This window comes from Pseudomonas sp. EpS/L25 (assembly GCF_001512295.1).
In the GTDB taxonomy this organism is placed as follows: domain Bacteria; phylum Pseudomonadota; class Gammaproteobacteria; order Pseudomonadales; family Pseudomonadaceae; genus Chryseomonas.
Genome location: NZ_LNUP01000011.1, coordinates 373247 through 386561 on the forward strand (window position 1 = coordinate 373247; position 13315 = coordinate 386561).

Here is a 13315-nt window from a genome sequence, read left to right on the forward strand (position 1 = left end):
TATTGGATTATGCTGATTTCGGCATTTCGCTAGCCGACGTCCTGCAAGCTTTTCCCACGTTTCTCCGCGACACTGGGAGCTCTCTCACGGAGGTCAGCCATGCAGCGCATCCGCGTCATCGACTCCCATACCGGCGGCGAACCCACCCGCCTGGTGCTGGACGGTTTTCCCGATCTCGGCCACGGCAACATGGCCGACCGCCGCAGCCGTCTGGCCAGCGAGCACGACGCCTTCCGCCGGGCCTGCATGCGCGAACCACGCGGCAACGAGGTACTGGTCGGCGCGCTGCTCTGCGCGCCAGTCTCGCCCAAGGCCAGCGCTGGCGTGGTGTTCTTCAACGAGGTCGGCTACCTCGGCATGTGTGGCCACGGCACCATCGGCCTGGTGGTCTCCCTGGCCCATCTGGGCCGCATCGGCCCTGGCGATCACCTGATCGAGACGCCGGTGGGTGACGTCACCGCCACCCTGCATGACGACGGCAGCGTCAGCGTGCGCAACGTCCCGGCCTATCGCTATCGCCAGGGCGTGCAGGTGGACATTCCCGGCCATGGCCTGGTCAGCGGCGACATCGCCTGGGGTGGCAACTGGTTCTTTCTCTGTGCCGATCACAGCCAGCGCATCGCCGCCGACAACCTCGATGGCCTGCTCACCTTCAGTCTGGCCCTGCGGGGCGCCCTGGAGGCCGTGGGTATCACCGGCGAGCAGGGCGGCCATATCGATCACATCGAACTCTTCGCCGACGACCCGGACGGCGCCGACAGTCGCAGCTATGTGCTCTGCCCGGGCCGCGCCTATGACCGCTCGCCCTGTGGCACCGGTACCAGCGCCAAGCTGGCGTGTCTCGCCGCCGACGGCGACCTCGCGCCTGGCGCCGTCTGGCAGCAGGCCAGTGTCATCGGCAGTCGCTTCGAGGCGCATTACCAGCCGGGCGACGAGGGCCGTATCCTGCCGGTGATCCGCGGTCGCGCCCACGTCATGGCCGAGGCGACCCTGCTGCTGGCCGACGACGATCCCTTCGCCTGGGGTATCCCGGGGTGAAGGCCGTGGCGGACGTCCTCGTCGTCGGTGGCGGCATCGTCGGGGCCAGTTGCGCCGCGGCCCTGGCCGCGCGCGGCTGCCGCGTGCGGGTGCTGGACGCCGGCCTGCCCGGCGCCTCCGCTGCCGGCATGGGCCACCTGGTGGTGATGGACGACGACCCCGCCGAACTGACCCTGAGCGCCCGCTCCCTGGCGCTCTGGCGCGAGCTGGTGCCCCAGTTGCCGAGCGCCGCCGACTACCGCAACTGCGGCACTCTCTGGCTGGCCGGCGACGCCGCCGAACTCGATCTCGTCGAACAGAAGCGCCAGCGCCTGGACGCCCAGGGCGTCGCCAATCGGCCACTGAACGCGGCCGCCACCGCTGCCGCCGAACCGGCGCTGACTGCCCTGGCCGGCAGCCTGGAGGTGCCGGGCGACGGTCTGCTCTATGCCCCGGTAGTCGCTGCCTGGTTGCTGCAACGCTCGCCGCTGATCGAATTCCAACGCGCCCGGGTGAGCACTGTCGAAGGCCGGCGCGTGCGCCTGGACGACGGGCGCTGGCTGAGCGCCGACGCCGTGGTACTCGCCGCCGGCCTGCAGGCCGCCAGTCTCTGCCCGGACCTGCCGCTGGTGCCCAAGAAGGGCCATCTGCTGATCACCGATCGCTATCCCGAGCAGGTTCGCCACCAGCTGGTGGAGATCGGCTATGGCGCCAGCGCCCACGCCAGCAGCGGTGCCTCGGTGGCCTTCAATGTCCAGCCGCGACCCACCGGACAACTCTTGATCGGTTCCTCGCGGCAGTTCGAGCGCCCGGATTCGGCCGTTGAACCCGCGGTGGTCGGCCAGCTGCTGCGCCGTGCCCTGGACTATCTGCCGGGCCTGACCCACACCAGCCTGATCCGTGGCTGGACCGGCCAACGCGCCGCCAGCCCCGATGGTCTGCCGCTGATCGGCGCTCATCCCGACCAGCCCGGTCTGTGGCTGGCGGTCGGTCACGAAGGCCTGGGCGTCACCACCGCGCCGGCCACCGCCGAGGCACTCGTCGCTGGCCTGTTCGGCGAGCAGCCCACGTTCCACGTGGAACCCTTCGCCCCGTCGCGTTTCGCGACCCTATCGAGAAGCCAGGCATGCTGACCCTGTTCATCGATGGCGAGCGCCTGGACATCCGCGCGGGCAGCCTGCTCACCGCGGCCCTGGCCAAGAGCCATAACCCGACGGCACGCCGCTCGGTGACCGGCGAAGCCCGCGCGCCCTTCTGCGGCATGGGCGTCTGCCAGGAATGCCGGGTGCAGGTCGATGGCGTCCGGCGCCTGGCCTGCCAGACTCCCTGCCAGGACGGCATGCAGGTGGAGCGACTGCCATGACGCCCGATCATTGCGACCTGCTCATCGTCGGCGCCGGACCGGCAGGTCTTGCCGCCGCCCGAGCCGCCAGTGGCCGTGGCCTGAAGCTGGTGCTGCTGGATGACAATCCCTTGCCCGGTGGCCAGATCTGGCGCGCCCGGGCGGGCCAGGTAGTCACCGAAGTCGGCAGCCTGCCGGCAGACGTCGACCTGCTTACCCAGACCCGCGTCGCCGCGGTCCTGGGGTCGCACCAGCTGCTGCTGGAGGACGCCACGGGCAGCCGCACCCTGACGTTCGACACCCTCATCCTCTGCACCGGTGCTCGCGAGCTGCTGCTGCCGTTCCCCGGCTGGACCCTGCCCGGGGTGACCGGTGCCGGCGGCCTTCAGGCATTGATCAAAGGCGGCGTCGAAGTCGCCAATGAGCGCATCGTCGTCGCCGGCACCGGTCCGCTGCTACTGGCCAGTGCTGTCACCGCACGACAGGCCGGCGGACGCATCGCCCTGGTCGCCGAACAGGCTGACCGTCGTGCCGTACTCGATTTCGGCCTGGGGCTCTGGCGCTGGCCCAACAAACTGCGCCAGGCCGTGCAACTGGCGACCCCGGTCTATCGCCCCGGCACCTGGGTCGAGGCCGCGCTCGGCACCGATCGTCTCGAAGGCGTGCGCCTGCGCCAGGGCGACCGTCACTGGGAGGTGGCCTGCGACCGCCTGGCCTGTGGCTACGGCCTGGTGCCCAATGTCGAACTGGCCCAGAGCCTGGGCTGCGCGACCCTGGACGGCGCGGTGGCGGTGGACGACCACCAGCGCACCAGCCAGCCGCACATCCTGGCCGCCGGCGAATGCACCGGCATCGGCGGCAACGAGCTGGCCCAGGCCACCGGCCGCCTCGCCGGCCTGGTCGCCAGCGTTCAGCTCGATGCCGTCGCCAGCGTGCAGGCCGAGGCCCGTGCCTGGCGCCGCTTCGCCGCGCAACTGGCCCGCACCTTCGCCTTGAATCCGGCCATCGCCCGCCTGGCCCAGCCGGATACCCTGGTCTGCCGCTGCGAAGACGTCACCCTCGGCGCCCTGGTCGGCCATGCCGACTGGACCCAGGCCAAGCTGCGCAGCCGCTGCGGCATGGGCGCCTGCCAGGGCCGCATCTGTGGCCAGGCCACCCGCGTCTTGCTCGGCTGGACGCCCCCGGCGCCCCGCTTTCCCCTGCAACCCACCCGTATCGACAGCCTGCTGGCCCTGACCGAGGACGAGAGATGAATGCCGCCGCCCACCTGGACGCCCTGAGCCGCGCCCGGCCTGCCGACCTGCCCGCGCTGCTCGCCAGCCTGAGCCTGGTGGCGCCGCTGCTCGACGCCATCCCCGGCGTGGTGTTCTTCGTCAAGGACCTGGAGACGCGCTATGTGCTGGTCAACCTGACCCTGGCCCAGCGCTGCGGCTTTGAAAGCGTTGCCGAACTGCTCGGCAAGACCGCCGAGGAGGTCTTTCCCGCGCCCCTGGGCGGCGCCTACGCCGAGCAGGATCGCCGGGTGCTGCGCGAGGGCCTGGCGCTGGACGACCAGCTGGAATTGCACCTCTATGCCGGACGTACCCCGGGCTGGTGCCTGACCCGCAAGCTGCCGCTGCACGATGCCCAGGGCCGGCTGATGGGCATGGCCGGCATCTCCCACGATCTCCAGGCGCCGGCCGCCGATCATCCGGCCCACGCCAAGGTGGCCGAGGTCGATCGCTATCTGCGTGAGCACTACGCCCAGCCGCTGTCGGTGGGCGAACTCAGCCAGCGGGTGGGCCTGTCGGTCTCCCAGCTCGAGCGCCAGTGCAAACGCATCCTGCGCCTCACGCCCCAGCAACTGCTGCACAAGGCTCGGCTCGATGCCGCCTCGCGCCTGCTGGCCCGCGACCTGCCCGTCACCGAAGTGGCCCTGGCCTGTGGCTACACCGACCACAGCGCCTTCAGCCGCCAGTTCCGCCGTCTCACCGGCCTGTCGCCCCGGCAATACCGCGACTCTCTCAAGCCCCGTTCCCGTCTGGAGGAAACCCCCGCATGAGCACTCCCCGCGTCAACTGGAGCGGCGTCTTTCCCGCCGTCACCACCCAATTCAACGACGACTTCTCGGTCAACCTGGAAAAGACCCATGGCGTGATCAGCAACCTGGTGCGCGATGGCGTCTCCGGTCTGGTGATGTGCGGCACCGTGGGCGAGAACACCTCCCTGACCCTGGACGAGAAGATCTCCCTGGTGGAAGTGGCCAAGGACGCCGCCGGCGGTCGCGTACCGGTGATCTGCGGCGTGGCCGAATTCACCAGCCTCAATGCCAGCCGCACCGCCCAGGCGGTGGGGCGCGCCGGCGCCGACGGCATCATGCTCATGCCGGCGCTGGTCTACTCGGCCAAGCCCCACGAGACCGCTGCCCACTTCCGCAGCGTGGCCAGCGCCCTCGATTTGCCGCTGATGGTCTACAACAACCCGCCCATCTACAAGAACGACGTCACCCCGGACATCCTCATCTCCCTGGCCGACGTCGACAACATCGTCTGCTTCAAGGACTCCTCCGGCGACACCCGCCGCTTCATCGACGTGCGCAACGAGGTGGGTGACCGCTTCGTACTCTTCGCCGGGCTCGACGACGTCGTGCTGGAAAGCATCGCCGTGGGTGCCGAGGGCTGGGTCTCGGGCATGTCCAACATCTTCCCCACCGAAGGCGAAACCATCTTCCGCCTGGCCAAGGCCGGTCGCTTCGCCGACGCCATGCCGCTCTACGAGTGGTTCATGCCGCTGCTGCACCTGGACGCCCGCCCGGACCTGGTGCAGTGCATCAAGCTCTGCGAAGAACTCGCCGGCCGCGGCAGCGCCCTGACCCGTCCGCCACGCCTGGCCCTGCCCGACGCGGACCGTGCCTTCGTCGAACGGCTGATGGCCAAGGCCCTGGAAACCCGTCCGCAACTGCCGGACGTGGGGATCTGAGGCTGGGCTTATCGCGGCTATGGTGGTTCGCCGCTGCGACCGCTCTGCCTTAATCGCGGCCATGCCGGTGCGCCGTAGCGACCGCTCCTACAGTCGTGTCTGAACCTGTAGGAGCGGCCCATGGCCGCGATAAACACAAGGCTTCAGCATGACTTGTCGCCCCAGGGAACCGGAACACCCGAGCTCTCAAGCTACGCCAATCCACCCCCTCTCCCGCTTGCGGGAGAGGGCTGGGGTGAGGGCGCTCTCTAGGGCGATCCCACCCGAATCACCCAACCCTCTGGCCCGTACCTTTCATCCCACACCAGCCCCCATCCCAAGGGCGCCATGGCCTGTCCTCCAACCGACAGGCGATACCCGGCGCAGGAGCACGCTCCGCCCCGCTTTCGTCTATACTATGCCGCTCATTTCCCAAGCCACGTGGTAGAACGCACGAAAGCTACTGCGCTCGGCCGAGCGGCGTTGAAAATCGTCTCAAAATGCTCATTTACTCGGCGTAAACTGCGCTTTTTCGACGATTTTCGCCTGGCTCGTCCTTCGCTCGCGACGCTTTCGTATGCCCTACCTCCGCGTGGCTTCTTCATTTCAGAGGCACGACGATGAGCGCACTCGTAGGCGTGATCATGGGCTCCAAGTCCGACTGGTCCACCCTGAGCCACACCGCCGACATGCTGGACAAGCTGGGCATTCCCCACGAAGTGAAGGTGGTCTCCGCCCACCGCACCCCCGACCTGCTGTTCCAGTACGCCGAAGAGGCGGCCGGCCGCGGTATCGAGGTGATCATCGCCGGCGCCGGTGGCGCCGCCCACCTGCCGGGGATGTGCGCCGCCAAGACCCACCTGCCGGTGCTGGGCGTGCCCGTGCAGTCCTCCATGCTCTCGGGCGTCGACTCCCTGCTGTCCATCGTGCAGATGCCTGCCGGTGTGCCGGTCGCCACCCTGGCCATCGGCAAGGCGGGCGCCATCAATGCGGCGCTGCTCTCCGCCAGCATCCTCGGCGGCAAGTACCCCGAGTACCACGAGCGGCTGAACGCCTTCCGCGAAGAGCAGACCCGCACCGTGCTGGACAATCCCGACCCGAGGGAGCAGGCATGAAGATCGGCGTCATCGGTGGCGGCCAGCTGGGCCGCATGCTCGCCCTGGCCGGCACGCCGCTGGGCATGAACTTCGCCTTTCTCGATCCGGCGCCGGACGCCTGCGCCGCCGCCCTGGGCGAGCACCTGCGCGCCGACTACGGTGACCAGGACCACCTGCGCCAACTGGCCGACGAGGTCGACCTGGTCACCTTCGAATTCGAAAGCGTCCCAGCCGAGACCGTGGCCTTCCTGTCGCAATTCGTGCCGGTCTATCCATCCGCCGAAGCCCTGCGCATCGCTCGCGACCGCCTGTTCGAGAAGTCCATGTTCCGCGACCTGGGCATCCCCACCCCGGCCTTCGCCGACGTGCTCTCCCAGGCCGACCTGGACGCCGCCGTGGCGCGCATTGGCCTGCCGGCCGTGCTCAAGACCCGCACCCTCGGCTACGACGGCAAGGGCCAGAAGGTTCTCCGCCAGCCCGAGGACGTCGCGGGCGCCTTCGCCGAGCTGGGCAGCGTGCCGTTGCTGCTGGAGGGCTTCGTGCCCTTCACCGGTGAAGTCTCCCTGGTGAGCGTACGCGGTCGCGACGGTGAGGTGGCCTGCTATCCGCTGGTGCACAATACCCACGAGAGCGGCATCCTGCGGTTGTCGGTGGCCAGCTCGGGCCATCCGCTGCAGGCGCTGGCCGAAGACTACGCCCGCCGCGTGCTGGAACAGCTCGACTACGTTGGCGTGCTGGCCTTCGAATTCTTCGAGGTCGAGGGCGGCCTCAAGGCCAACGAGATTGCCCCGCGGGTACACAACTCCGGGCACTGGACCATCGAAGGCGCCGAGTGCAGCCAGTTCGAGAACCACCTGCGCGCCGTAGCCGGCCTGCCGCTGGGCTCCACCGCCAAGGTGGGCGAGAGCGCCATGGTCAACTTCATCGGCTCGGTCCCGCCGGTAGCGGCCGTCACCGCCCTGGAAGACTGCCACCTGCACCACTACGGCAAGGCCTTCAAGGCCGGGCGCAAGGTCGGTCACGCCACCCTGCGCAGCGCCGATGCCGCGACCCTGCAGACCCGCATCGCCGCCCTGGAAGCCCTGATCCAGGATTGATGCCAGACGGCTTCCGCACACGGAAGCCGTTTTCCCCTGAACCTCGAAGGATCACCGGTGGTCGGAGAGTACAACGACGCCTGCTGACCGGCGTTGTTTTACCAGCACTTAAACAGGGGATTCTTCACATGGGCATCATCGCAACCATCATCATCGGTCTCATCGTCGGCCTGGTTGCCCGCTTTCTCAAGCCGGGCGACGACAGCATGGGCTGGATCATGACCATCATCCTGGGCATCGTCGGCTCCGTGGTCGCCACCTATCTGGGCCAGGCACTGGGCATCTACCGTGCCGGTGAAGGCGCAGGTTTCATCGGTGCCGTGGTCGGCGCCATCATCGTGCTGTTCATCTACGGCATGGTGACCAAGCGTCGCTAAGACGCCGCTTCGCCTCGGCGAGGCCAAGTAGCACAGCGTTTCCGCCCCTGGTGTCGCCCGTCGACCCAGGGGCTTTTTCATGGAAGAGGCTCTGCTTTGCGGCCTGGAGACTGGACCCCTGGACCGGGGCGCCGCACACTCGGGCTTTTGCGTCCGACCTGCCGACCATGCCCAGACTGCTCATCACCCTGCTGCTCGCCAGCCTGCCGCTGCTGACCCACGCCGCCCAGGGCGAACCCCCGGAAACCAACTGGCTCGACCTGCTCACTGCCGAGGATCGCCGGGCGCTGGAAACCATGCCCGAGATCAGCCACGACAGTCCCGAGGCACCGGGCGGCTTCGGCTCACCGGGTGGACTCAAACAGAAAGACAGTCGCCTGCCTGAGGTGATGCACTCCACCCGCACCGTGGCCGCCCTGAATGGCAAGACCATCCGTCTAGGTGGATTCCCCGTGCCCCTGGAGACCGACGCCAAGGGCAACTTCCGCGAATTCTTCCTGGTGCCCTATCCGGGCGCCTGCATCCACGTCCCGCCGCCACCGCCGAACCAGATCGTGCTGGTGCGCTATCCCAAGGGCGTGCCGCTCCCCGACATCTACGAGCCCTACTGGGTCATCGGCACCCTGCACACCGAGTCGGTCGATAACGACCTGGCCGAGGCCTCCTATACCCTGGATGCCAGCAAGGTTCGCAAGGTCGAGGAAAGCGATCTATAGCGATCGTAGGCTGGGCCAGGACGGCTCAACCGTCGCAGCCCAACAAACCCAAGACAGACACGTAGCGTGGACAACGGCGCAGCCTTGTCTACCACCACTCACCGCAAACCCTAGGCCGGTTGCCGCTCGCCGTACCGCTGCTCCAGGTAGGCGATGATGTCGTCTGACTCGTACATCCACACGCTCTGGCTGCCTTCGTCGATACGCAGACAAGGTACCTTCACCCGGCCACCGCCCTGTTCCAGCTCGGCGCGCAGCTGCGGGTCCTTCTTGATGTCCTTGAGGCGGATCGGCAGGTTCAGCCGATGCAGCGCCCGGCGCGTCTTCACGCAGAAGGGGCAGGCCTGGAACTGATAGAGCGACAGATGCGCCAGCTCCGCCTCGATGGCAGCCTGGGCCTGCTCGCTGCGCTTGAGCTTGCGCGGCCGGGTCACCAGATCCAGGCCGACGATCACCTGGCCGAGGCCGTTGCGTAGCAGATTGATCAACGGGATTCACCTTGAAGGTCGTTCGAGCCAGCCAGTTTACCCTATCGCCTCCAGGCTGCCGTTCCGCCAGTCGTTACGGAACGTCACCCGCCAGGCAGGGCTCTACAGGGGGATTAATTCCTCGATGGGGACCTGTTGCATGCCGCTGTCTTCCGCAGAGCGCGAGGCCTTTCGCCAACTCGCCGCCGATCTTCCGGGTATCGATCTTCCGGTCTACGAACACTTCGCCAAGGACCCACTGGACCCCATCATCGGCCTGGGCGATCCCGACGCACCCCTGGGCTTCTTCGGCCGCGACCCAGGGCGGGACGAGGTCAAGTACGGCGAACCCTTCATCGGCAGCGGCGGCCAGATCGCCCGCAAGATCCTCTACCAGCACCTGCACGGCCAGCCCCCGGCCGACTTCGACGCCACCCGCAGCCTGAGCCAGCAGTTCTTCTGGGCCAATACCGTGCCCTACAAACCCCTGGGCAACAAAGCCTGGTCGGAACGGGTGAAGAAAACCTTCCACCCCTTGATGCGCCGCTTGCTGGTGGACCACTGGCACGGCACCCAGCTCATCACCTTCGGCCGCGAAGCCTTCCTCTGGTTCGGTATCGACCAACCCAAGACCGAACGCGCTCGCCTGGAAGCTTTCTGGAAGCGCGAAGACCGCTTCGAAAGCAGCATCGAGGTCACTCTGGAAACGGAGGAGGGTACGTGCAAGACGCTGACGCTCTATCCGCTACCCCATCCGTCGCCGTTGAATCAGACCTGGTATACGAGGTTTCCGGGGTTGTTGGAGAACAGAGTAAAGGTATTGCTTGGGCGAGAATAACGGTCCGACAGTAGTAGTTCTATGTGACGGTAACTATTTATTATGTGATGGATAAAAAGGTCATTGTCTATTTGACGCTTTTTTTGTCGTGCATCCTCACTATTAACGGATTTAAATTTATCTATTCTCTTGTTTCCAGTAGGTCTCTGGAGTTCTCTAAGCGGGAAAGCGATCCTATTTGGCTTTTGGGAATTCCAGATATTTTATAATTCTTACCCTTGTTTATGATCAAGATGCCAATCTCATAGTCATTTTCTGATCCCCAGTTTTGATAGACTGAGTAATCAGTGCCGCTATTGTCGAATGAGATTTCGCGCGCTCCCTTAGGGTCGTTGAGTTCTCCTCCTGCTCTCACATAGCTATTGAAAGAAAATTTTTCCCATGAGCTGGAATTAGGGTCGGTAGGATAGTTTAGTTCTATATGGTTTTGGGTTCCGTATCTATATACGAGATAACTTCTTTGAGGACCTATGCAAATAGATGCGATTTTTTCCTTTGGGTCCGTCTTGAACGAAAAGGCAATATTTTCTTTTGGCAGGCAGAGGCTGCTTTCAAGATAATCAGGTTGTTCTTTCGCAAATGAGTAGCTGCATATAAATAAAAGTAAAATGGCTATCGATTTTTCAATTGGCTTTATATTCATTGTAGAAGCTCTCTATATTTTTTGCGTAATCCGGATTTATCTCTCTCCAATTTTTTCCATTGTGTCCTTGTGCAATCATCTCAAAGTTTTTTGTCCTGAGTCCTTTCAGAAGAATAAGATTGCCTTTTTGCAAATTTTAAAAAGGCTTTGATGTGTTCACTGTCGCCCTTGGACATAGCCTGTGTGAACTCTTTAACGGTATTGTAGCCCGCTGGCTTATAATTAAATCCCATGATCTGGAATTTACCCCAGGATGCAGCCTGAAGTGCGGCGTCTTCGTTCAAGCAGTATGCGCGGATAAGACGATCGTATTGAAAACGTCCTGAAGGCCCATAGGTATCTGCCAACTGTATCTTTTCTTTTGTCCTGATGTCTACGTAAGACCCGTCTTTTAGTTTTTTAGCTCTTCTATAAGGGCTTCCATATATGTCACTATGGGTGCTTTCGAGAGCCTCATTGCGAACCAGTTTTCTAAAGTGATGACGCTCGTACAGAATTGAAGGAATTTTTTCTCCATCTATTTCAATGAAGGAAGAGTGAGAGGATTCCTGTTTTGCAATTGCATACACCAATCCAGGCTCACACTCCAATTCAGCGGCAGCTTCTCTGATGTCTTTGTCTTCTAGCTTTTTTCTCTGATATTTTAGTAGAAATTTGAGCTCTATTCTCTCTCCAAAGAAATTTACAATGGGGTGAATGCTCTGTCTCGAAAAGATATTTTCTAAATCTAGAGGATGGATATGCCAAAAGATTGAAGACATAGAAAGGTGCTCTATTGGGTGAGTTTGTTTCCACCAAGATAGAGTTTCTATTTTCCTCTTTTCATCTGCCCACTTTTCGTTTTCTTTTCCCACCTCAGGAGTTAAGATTTTATCTAAAGAATTCCAGGTGCTAGGGTCCCAAGCCCATTCGCTTTTAGATAATGTTGAGGTTTTCTCTAGTTTCTGAGCTAGCCAGGGTTTCGAAAGGAATTTTTGCAACTTGTGAATGCTCAGTAATTTATCTTTGTTTTCGTCAATTACGCTGTAGAATCTAGAGATTATAGGGCTTTGGCTACATTCGGTGATTTCGGATTTGTAGGCGGTACTTTCATCTTGGGTTAGAAGATTCAAAGCCTCTAAATGATAAGTGAGGCGTGCTTTGGGGTGAGTTGGGTCATCAACTAGCTCATAATCAACCCACTCCCATGGACTGTGCCGGCTGGTGATTAGCTCCTGCTCACAAAGCCACCCATCAATAGGCATTCCTTCGTCATCAGCCAGCAGACCTTTCAAATGCCACCAGCGCAGTTCTGGCGTGCAAATGCCGCCTTTGTTTCGTGCGGGAACGACGATCTTGTCGTCAGTAGGCAGAGCATCCAGTTGCGTCTGACTAAGGATGAGATCCACCCCCACCTGAACGCCGGGGTCGCTGATCCGCGGGGGATGGCTGGCGTCGATGTCGGGCCTGTGGGTGATCAGCTTGCTGGCACCGGCGTGGATCTTCAGCAGGGTCCTGTCGCTTTCCGGCAGGTGGGCAGCCCAGGCGCGGCTGCGTTCGATGAAGACGGGGAGGTCGTCGCAGCTGAAGGTTTCCAGGTGGATCTGCTGCTGGCCTTCGTAAAGGCCCGGATGGCCGAGTAGCTCGCCAGCTTTGATGGGGAAGGGTTGGTCCAGGACCACCACCGTGTTCTGCGACTTGGGTGTCGCTTCCGGTTTGAGGTAGCGGCGGGCGACGTAGCCGAGACCGACTTGCGACCGCCCCGGTAGGGGCCTCAAGCCTTTGTCCAGTATTTCGCTCAGCTGACACCAGTCGCCTGTACCCGAGATGCGGACCTGACTGCCGTTGTTCAGCTCAGCCTGGACGAGGGCTTGGCTGCTGGGCTTCTGGCGGACATTGAGCTTACCGCCCTGGGTACTGACACGGAAATGATCGTTGCCCCAGAAGGCTGGGCGTGGCAGGGCGGGGTTGGCTTCGTAGCCAGCCCAGTCGAGCAGGTGCATGTAAAGACTGAAGAACACCAGTGAAGGCGGGACTTCGGGATTGTTGGGCAGTCGCGGCGCTTCCAGGCGATGACGGACCAGGACGAAGCTGGTGGAGTAGGTCTTGCTCTCCGGCGTCAGGCCCTCCTCGGGCGCGAAGCGATGGACCTTGTCGTCGATGCGATAGGCCACCACCTCGCCGTCGGCGATGCAGTGGATGCAGGATTGGTCCAAGTAGGCGGCGGTGCCCTCGTCGAAGTGCACGCCGCCGTGCCAGAGGTCGTTACTGCCCAACAGGTAGGTACCGCCGCGAGCGTGGGCCAGAGCCTGCTGGTAGAGCCGGGGATCGGTGTCGTCCTGACCGTCCTTGGCCTTGAAGGGGTAGGCCCAGTTTTCCACCTTGGGTGGTTGTGCAGTGGGAGTGGTAGTCATGCTGCTGTCTTTGGCTGAACCCGCCGTGAGACGGCCGGTTCCTTGAAAGGGCGTAGTCAGACGGAGAAATCGTGCATCCCCTGATGCGCCGCCTGCTTGTAGAGCGCTGGCACGGCACCCTACTCATCACCCTTGGCCATGAAGCATCCCACTGGTTCGGCAGACCACCCCATAGACAAATGCGCCCACCTGGAAGCCTTCTGGAAGTGCGAAGACTGCTTCGACAGTAACATCCAAGTCACCTTGGAAACGGAGGAGGGTAAGCGCAAGACGTTGACACTCTATCCTCTGCCGCATCCGTCTCTGTTGAATCAGACTTGGTATGCGAGATTTCCGGGGTTGTTGGAGGGTAGGATAAAAAGCTTCTTTGACGGCAATCGTTCGCGTTAGA

At 63.0% G+C, this 13315-nt stretch carries 15 protein-coding genes; 11 read left to right on the top strand and 4 right to left on the bottom strand.

Annotated features, from left to right (window positions below):
- The first annotated feature begins 99 nt into the window (after window positions 1-99).
- From AR540_RS10795 to AR540_RS10840, 10 genes are all read left to right on the top strand, one after another.
- A complete protein-coding gene (locus AR540_RS10795; protein ID WP_059228767.1) occupies window positions 100-1038 on the top strand; it encodes a 4-hydroxyproline epimerase in 939 nt (312 codons plus the stop codon).
- A complete protein-coding gene (locus tag AR540_RS10800; RefSeq protein WP_059228768.1) occupies window positions 1035-2150 on the top strand; it encodes an NAD(P)/FAD-dependent oxidoreductase in 1116 nt (371 codons plus the stop codon). Before AR540_RS10795 ends, AR540_RS10800 begins: the two co-directional genes overlap by 4 nt.
- The gene (locus tag AR540_RS10805; protein ID WP_059228770.1) at window positions 2144-2380 is read left to right on the top strand and encodes a (2Fe-2S)-binding protein; all 237 of its coding nucleotides are present in this window, start codon (window positions 2144-2146) and stop codon (window positions 2378-2380) included. Before AR540_RS10800 ends, AR540_RS10805 begins: the two co-directional genes overlap by 7 nt.
- Window positions 2377-3612 carry an NAD(P)/FAD-dependent oxidoreductase gene (locus AR540_RS10810; protein ID WP_059228773.1) on the top strand — a complete coding sequence of 412 codons (1236 nt, stop codon included), beginning with the start codon at window positions 2377-2379 and terminating at the stop codon, window positions 3610-3612. Before AR540_RS10805 ends, AR540_RS10810 begins: the two co-directional genes overlap by 4 nt.
- Window positions 3609-4400: an AraC family transcriptional regulator gene (locus AR540_RS10815; protein WP_059228775.1), complete on the top strand. Its 792-nt coding sequence runs from the start codon at window positions 3609-3611 to the stop codon at window positions 4398-4400. Before AR540_RS10810 ends, AR540_RS10815 begins: the two co-directional genes overlap by 4 nt.
- Entirely contained in the window at window positions 4397-5317 is a 921-nt protein-coding gene (locus AR540_RS10820) for a dihydrodipicolinate synthase family protein (protein WP_059228777.1), read from the top strand. Before AR540_RS10815 ends, AR540_RS10820 begins: the two co-directional genes overlap by 4 nt.
- 599 nt (window positions 5318-5916) lie before the next feature.
- Complete coding sequence (purE, locus tag AR540_RS10825) at window positions 5917-6411, top strand: 5-(carboxyamino)imidazole ribonucleotide mutase (protein WP_027598658.1); 495 nt, start codon at window positions 5917-5919, stop codon at window positions 6409-6411.
- Window positions 6408-7490, top strand: a complete 1083-nt coding sequence (locus tag AR540_RS10830) for a 5-(carboxyamino)imidazole ribonucleotide synthase (protein WP_059228779.1) — start codon at window positions 6408-6410, stop codon at window positions 7488-7490. Before purE ends, AR540_RS10830 begins: the two co-directional genes overlap by 4 nt.
- A gap of 128 nt (window positions 7491-7618) precedes the next feature.
- Complete coding sequence (locus tag AR540_RS10835) at window positions 7619-7867, top strand: GlsB/YeaQ/YmgE family stress response membrane protein (protein ID WP_007160058.1); 249 nt, start codon at window positions 7619-7621, stop codon at window positions 7865-7867.
- Window positions 7868-8034: 167 nt separating this feature from the next.
- The gene (locus tag AR540_RS10840) at window positions 8035-8583 is read left to right on the top strand and encodes a DUF3299 domain-containing protein (RefSeq protein ID WP_059228781.1); all 549 of its coding nucleotides are present in this window, start codon (window positions 8035-8037) and stop codon (window positions 8581-8583) included.
- A gap of 110 nt (window positions 8584-8693) precedes the next feature.
- Here the strand turns inward: AR540_RS10840 and AR540_RS10845 are convergent, their stop codons facing one another.
- The gene (locus AR540_RS10845) at window positions 8694-9071 is read right to left on the bottom strand and encodes a glutaredoxin family protein (RefSeq protein WP_059228783.1); all 378 of its coding nucleotides are present in this window, start codon (window positions 9069-9071) and stop codon (window positions 8694-8696) included.
- Window positions 9072-9210: 139 nt separating this feature from the next.
- Here AR540_RS10845 and AR540_RS10850 point away from each other — a divergent pair, with 139 nt between their 5' ends.
- Entirely contained in the window at window positions 9211-9888 is a 678-nt protein-coding gene (locus AR540_RS10850) for a uracil-DNA glycosylase family protein (RefSeq protein WP_059228785.1), read from the top strand.
- A 121-nt stretch (window positions 9889-10009) separates the two neighbouring features.
- Here AR540_RS10850 and AR540_RS25365 read toward each other — a convergent pair whose 3' ends face one another.
- The 3 genes from AR540_RS25365 to AR540_RS10855 are packed head-to-tail and all read right to left on the bottom strand — an operon-like array spanning window position 10010 to window position 12924.
- Window positions 10010-10531 carry a hypothetical protein gene (locus AR540_RS25365; protein ID WP_153014217.1) on the bottom strand — a complete coding sequence of 174 codons (522 nt, stop codon included), beginning with the start codon at window positions 10529-10531 and terminating at the stop codon, window positions 10010-10012.
- Complete coding sequence (locus tag AR540_RS26490; RefSeq protein WP_153014218.1) at window positions 10512-10610, bottom strand: hypothetical protein; 99 nt, start codon at window positions 10608-10610, stop codon at window positions 10512-10514. Before AR540_RS26490 ends, AR540_RS25365 begins: the two co-directional genes overlap by 20 nt.
- Before the next feature lies 1 nt (window position 10611).
- Window positions 10612-12924: an N-acetylmuramidase domain-containing protein gene (locus AR540_RS10855; protein WP_059228787.1), complete on the bottom strand. Its 2313-nt coding sequence runs from the start codon at window positions 12922-12924 to the stop codon at window positions 10612-10614.
- Between the last annotated feature and the right edge of the window lie 391 nt (window positions 12925-13315).

Coding starts and splice junctions, on each gene's coding strand:
- AR540_RS10815 (WP_059228775.1), top strand. CDS start 3,609: ATGAATGCCGCCGCCCACCTGGACGCCCTGAGCCGCGCCCGGCCTGCC.
- AR540_RS10795 (WP_059228767.1), top strand. CDS start 100: ATGCAGCGCATCCGCGTCATCGACTCCCATACCGGCGGCGAACCCACC.
- AR540_RS10855 (WP_059228787.1), bottom strand. CDS start 12,924: ATGACTACCACTCCCACTGCACAACCACCCAAGGTGGAAAACTGGGCC.
- AR540_RS10805 (WP_059228770.1), top strand. CDS start 2,144: ATGCTGACCCTGTTCATCGATGGCGAGCGCCTGGACATCCGCGCGGGC.
- AR540_RS10840 (WP_059228781.1), top strand. CDS start 8,035: ATGCCCAGACTGCTCATCACCCTGCTGCTCGCCAGCCTGCCGCTGCTG.
- AR540_RS10820 (WP_059228777.1), top strand. CDS start 4,397: ATGAGCACTCCCCGCGTCAACTGGAGCGGCGTCTTTCCCGCCGTCACC.
- AR540_RS26490 (WP_153014218.1), bottom strand. CDS start 10,610: ATGATTGCACAAGGACACAATGGAAAAAATTGGAGAGAGATAAATCCG.
- AR540_RS25365 (WP_153014217.1), bottom strand. CDS start 10,531: ATGAATATAAAGCCAATTGAAAAATCGATAGCCATTTTACTTTTATTT.
- purE (WP_027598658.1), top strand. CDS start 5,917: ATGAGCGCACTCGTAGGCGTGATCATGGGCTCCAAGTCCGACTGGTCC.
- AR540_RS10835 (WP_007160058.1), top strand. CDS start 7,619: ATGGGCATCATCGCAACCATCATCATCGGTCTCATCGTCGGCCTGGTT.
- AR540_RS10810 (WP_059228773.1), top strand. CDS start 2,377: ATGACGCCCGATCATTGCGACCTGCTCATCGTCGGCGCCGGACCGGCA.
- AR540_RS10850 (WP_059228785.1), top strand. CDS start 9,211: ATGCCGCTGTCTTCCGCAGAGCGCGAGGCCTTTCGCCAACTCGCCGCC.
- AR540_RS10830 (WP_059228779.1), top strand. CDS start 6,408: ATGAAGATCGGCGTCATCGGTGGCGGCCAGCTGGGCCGCATGCTCGCC.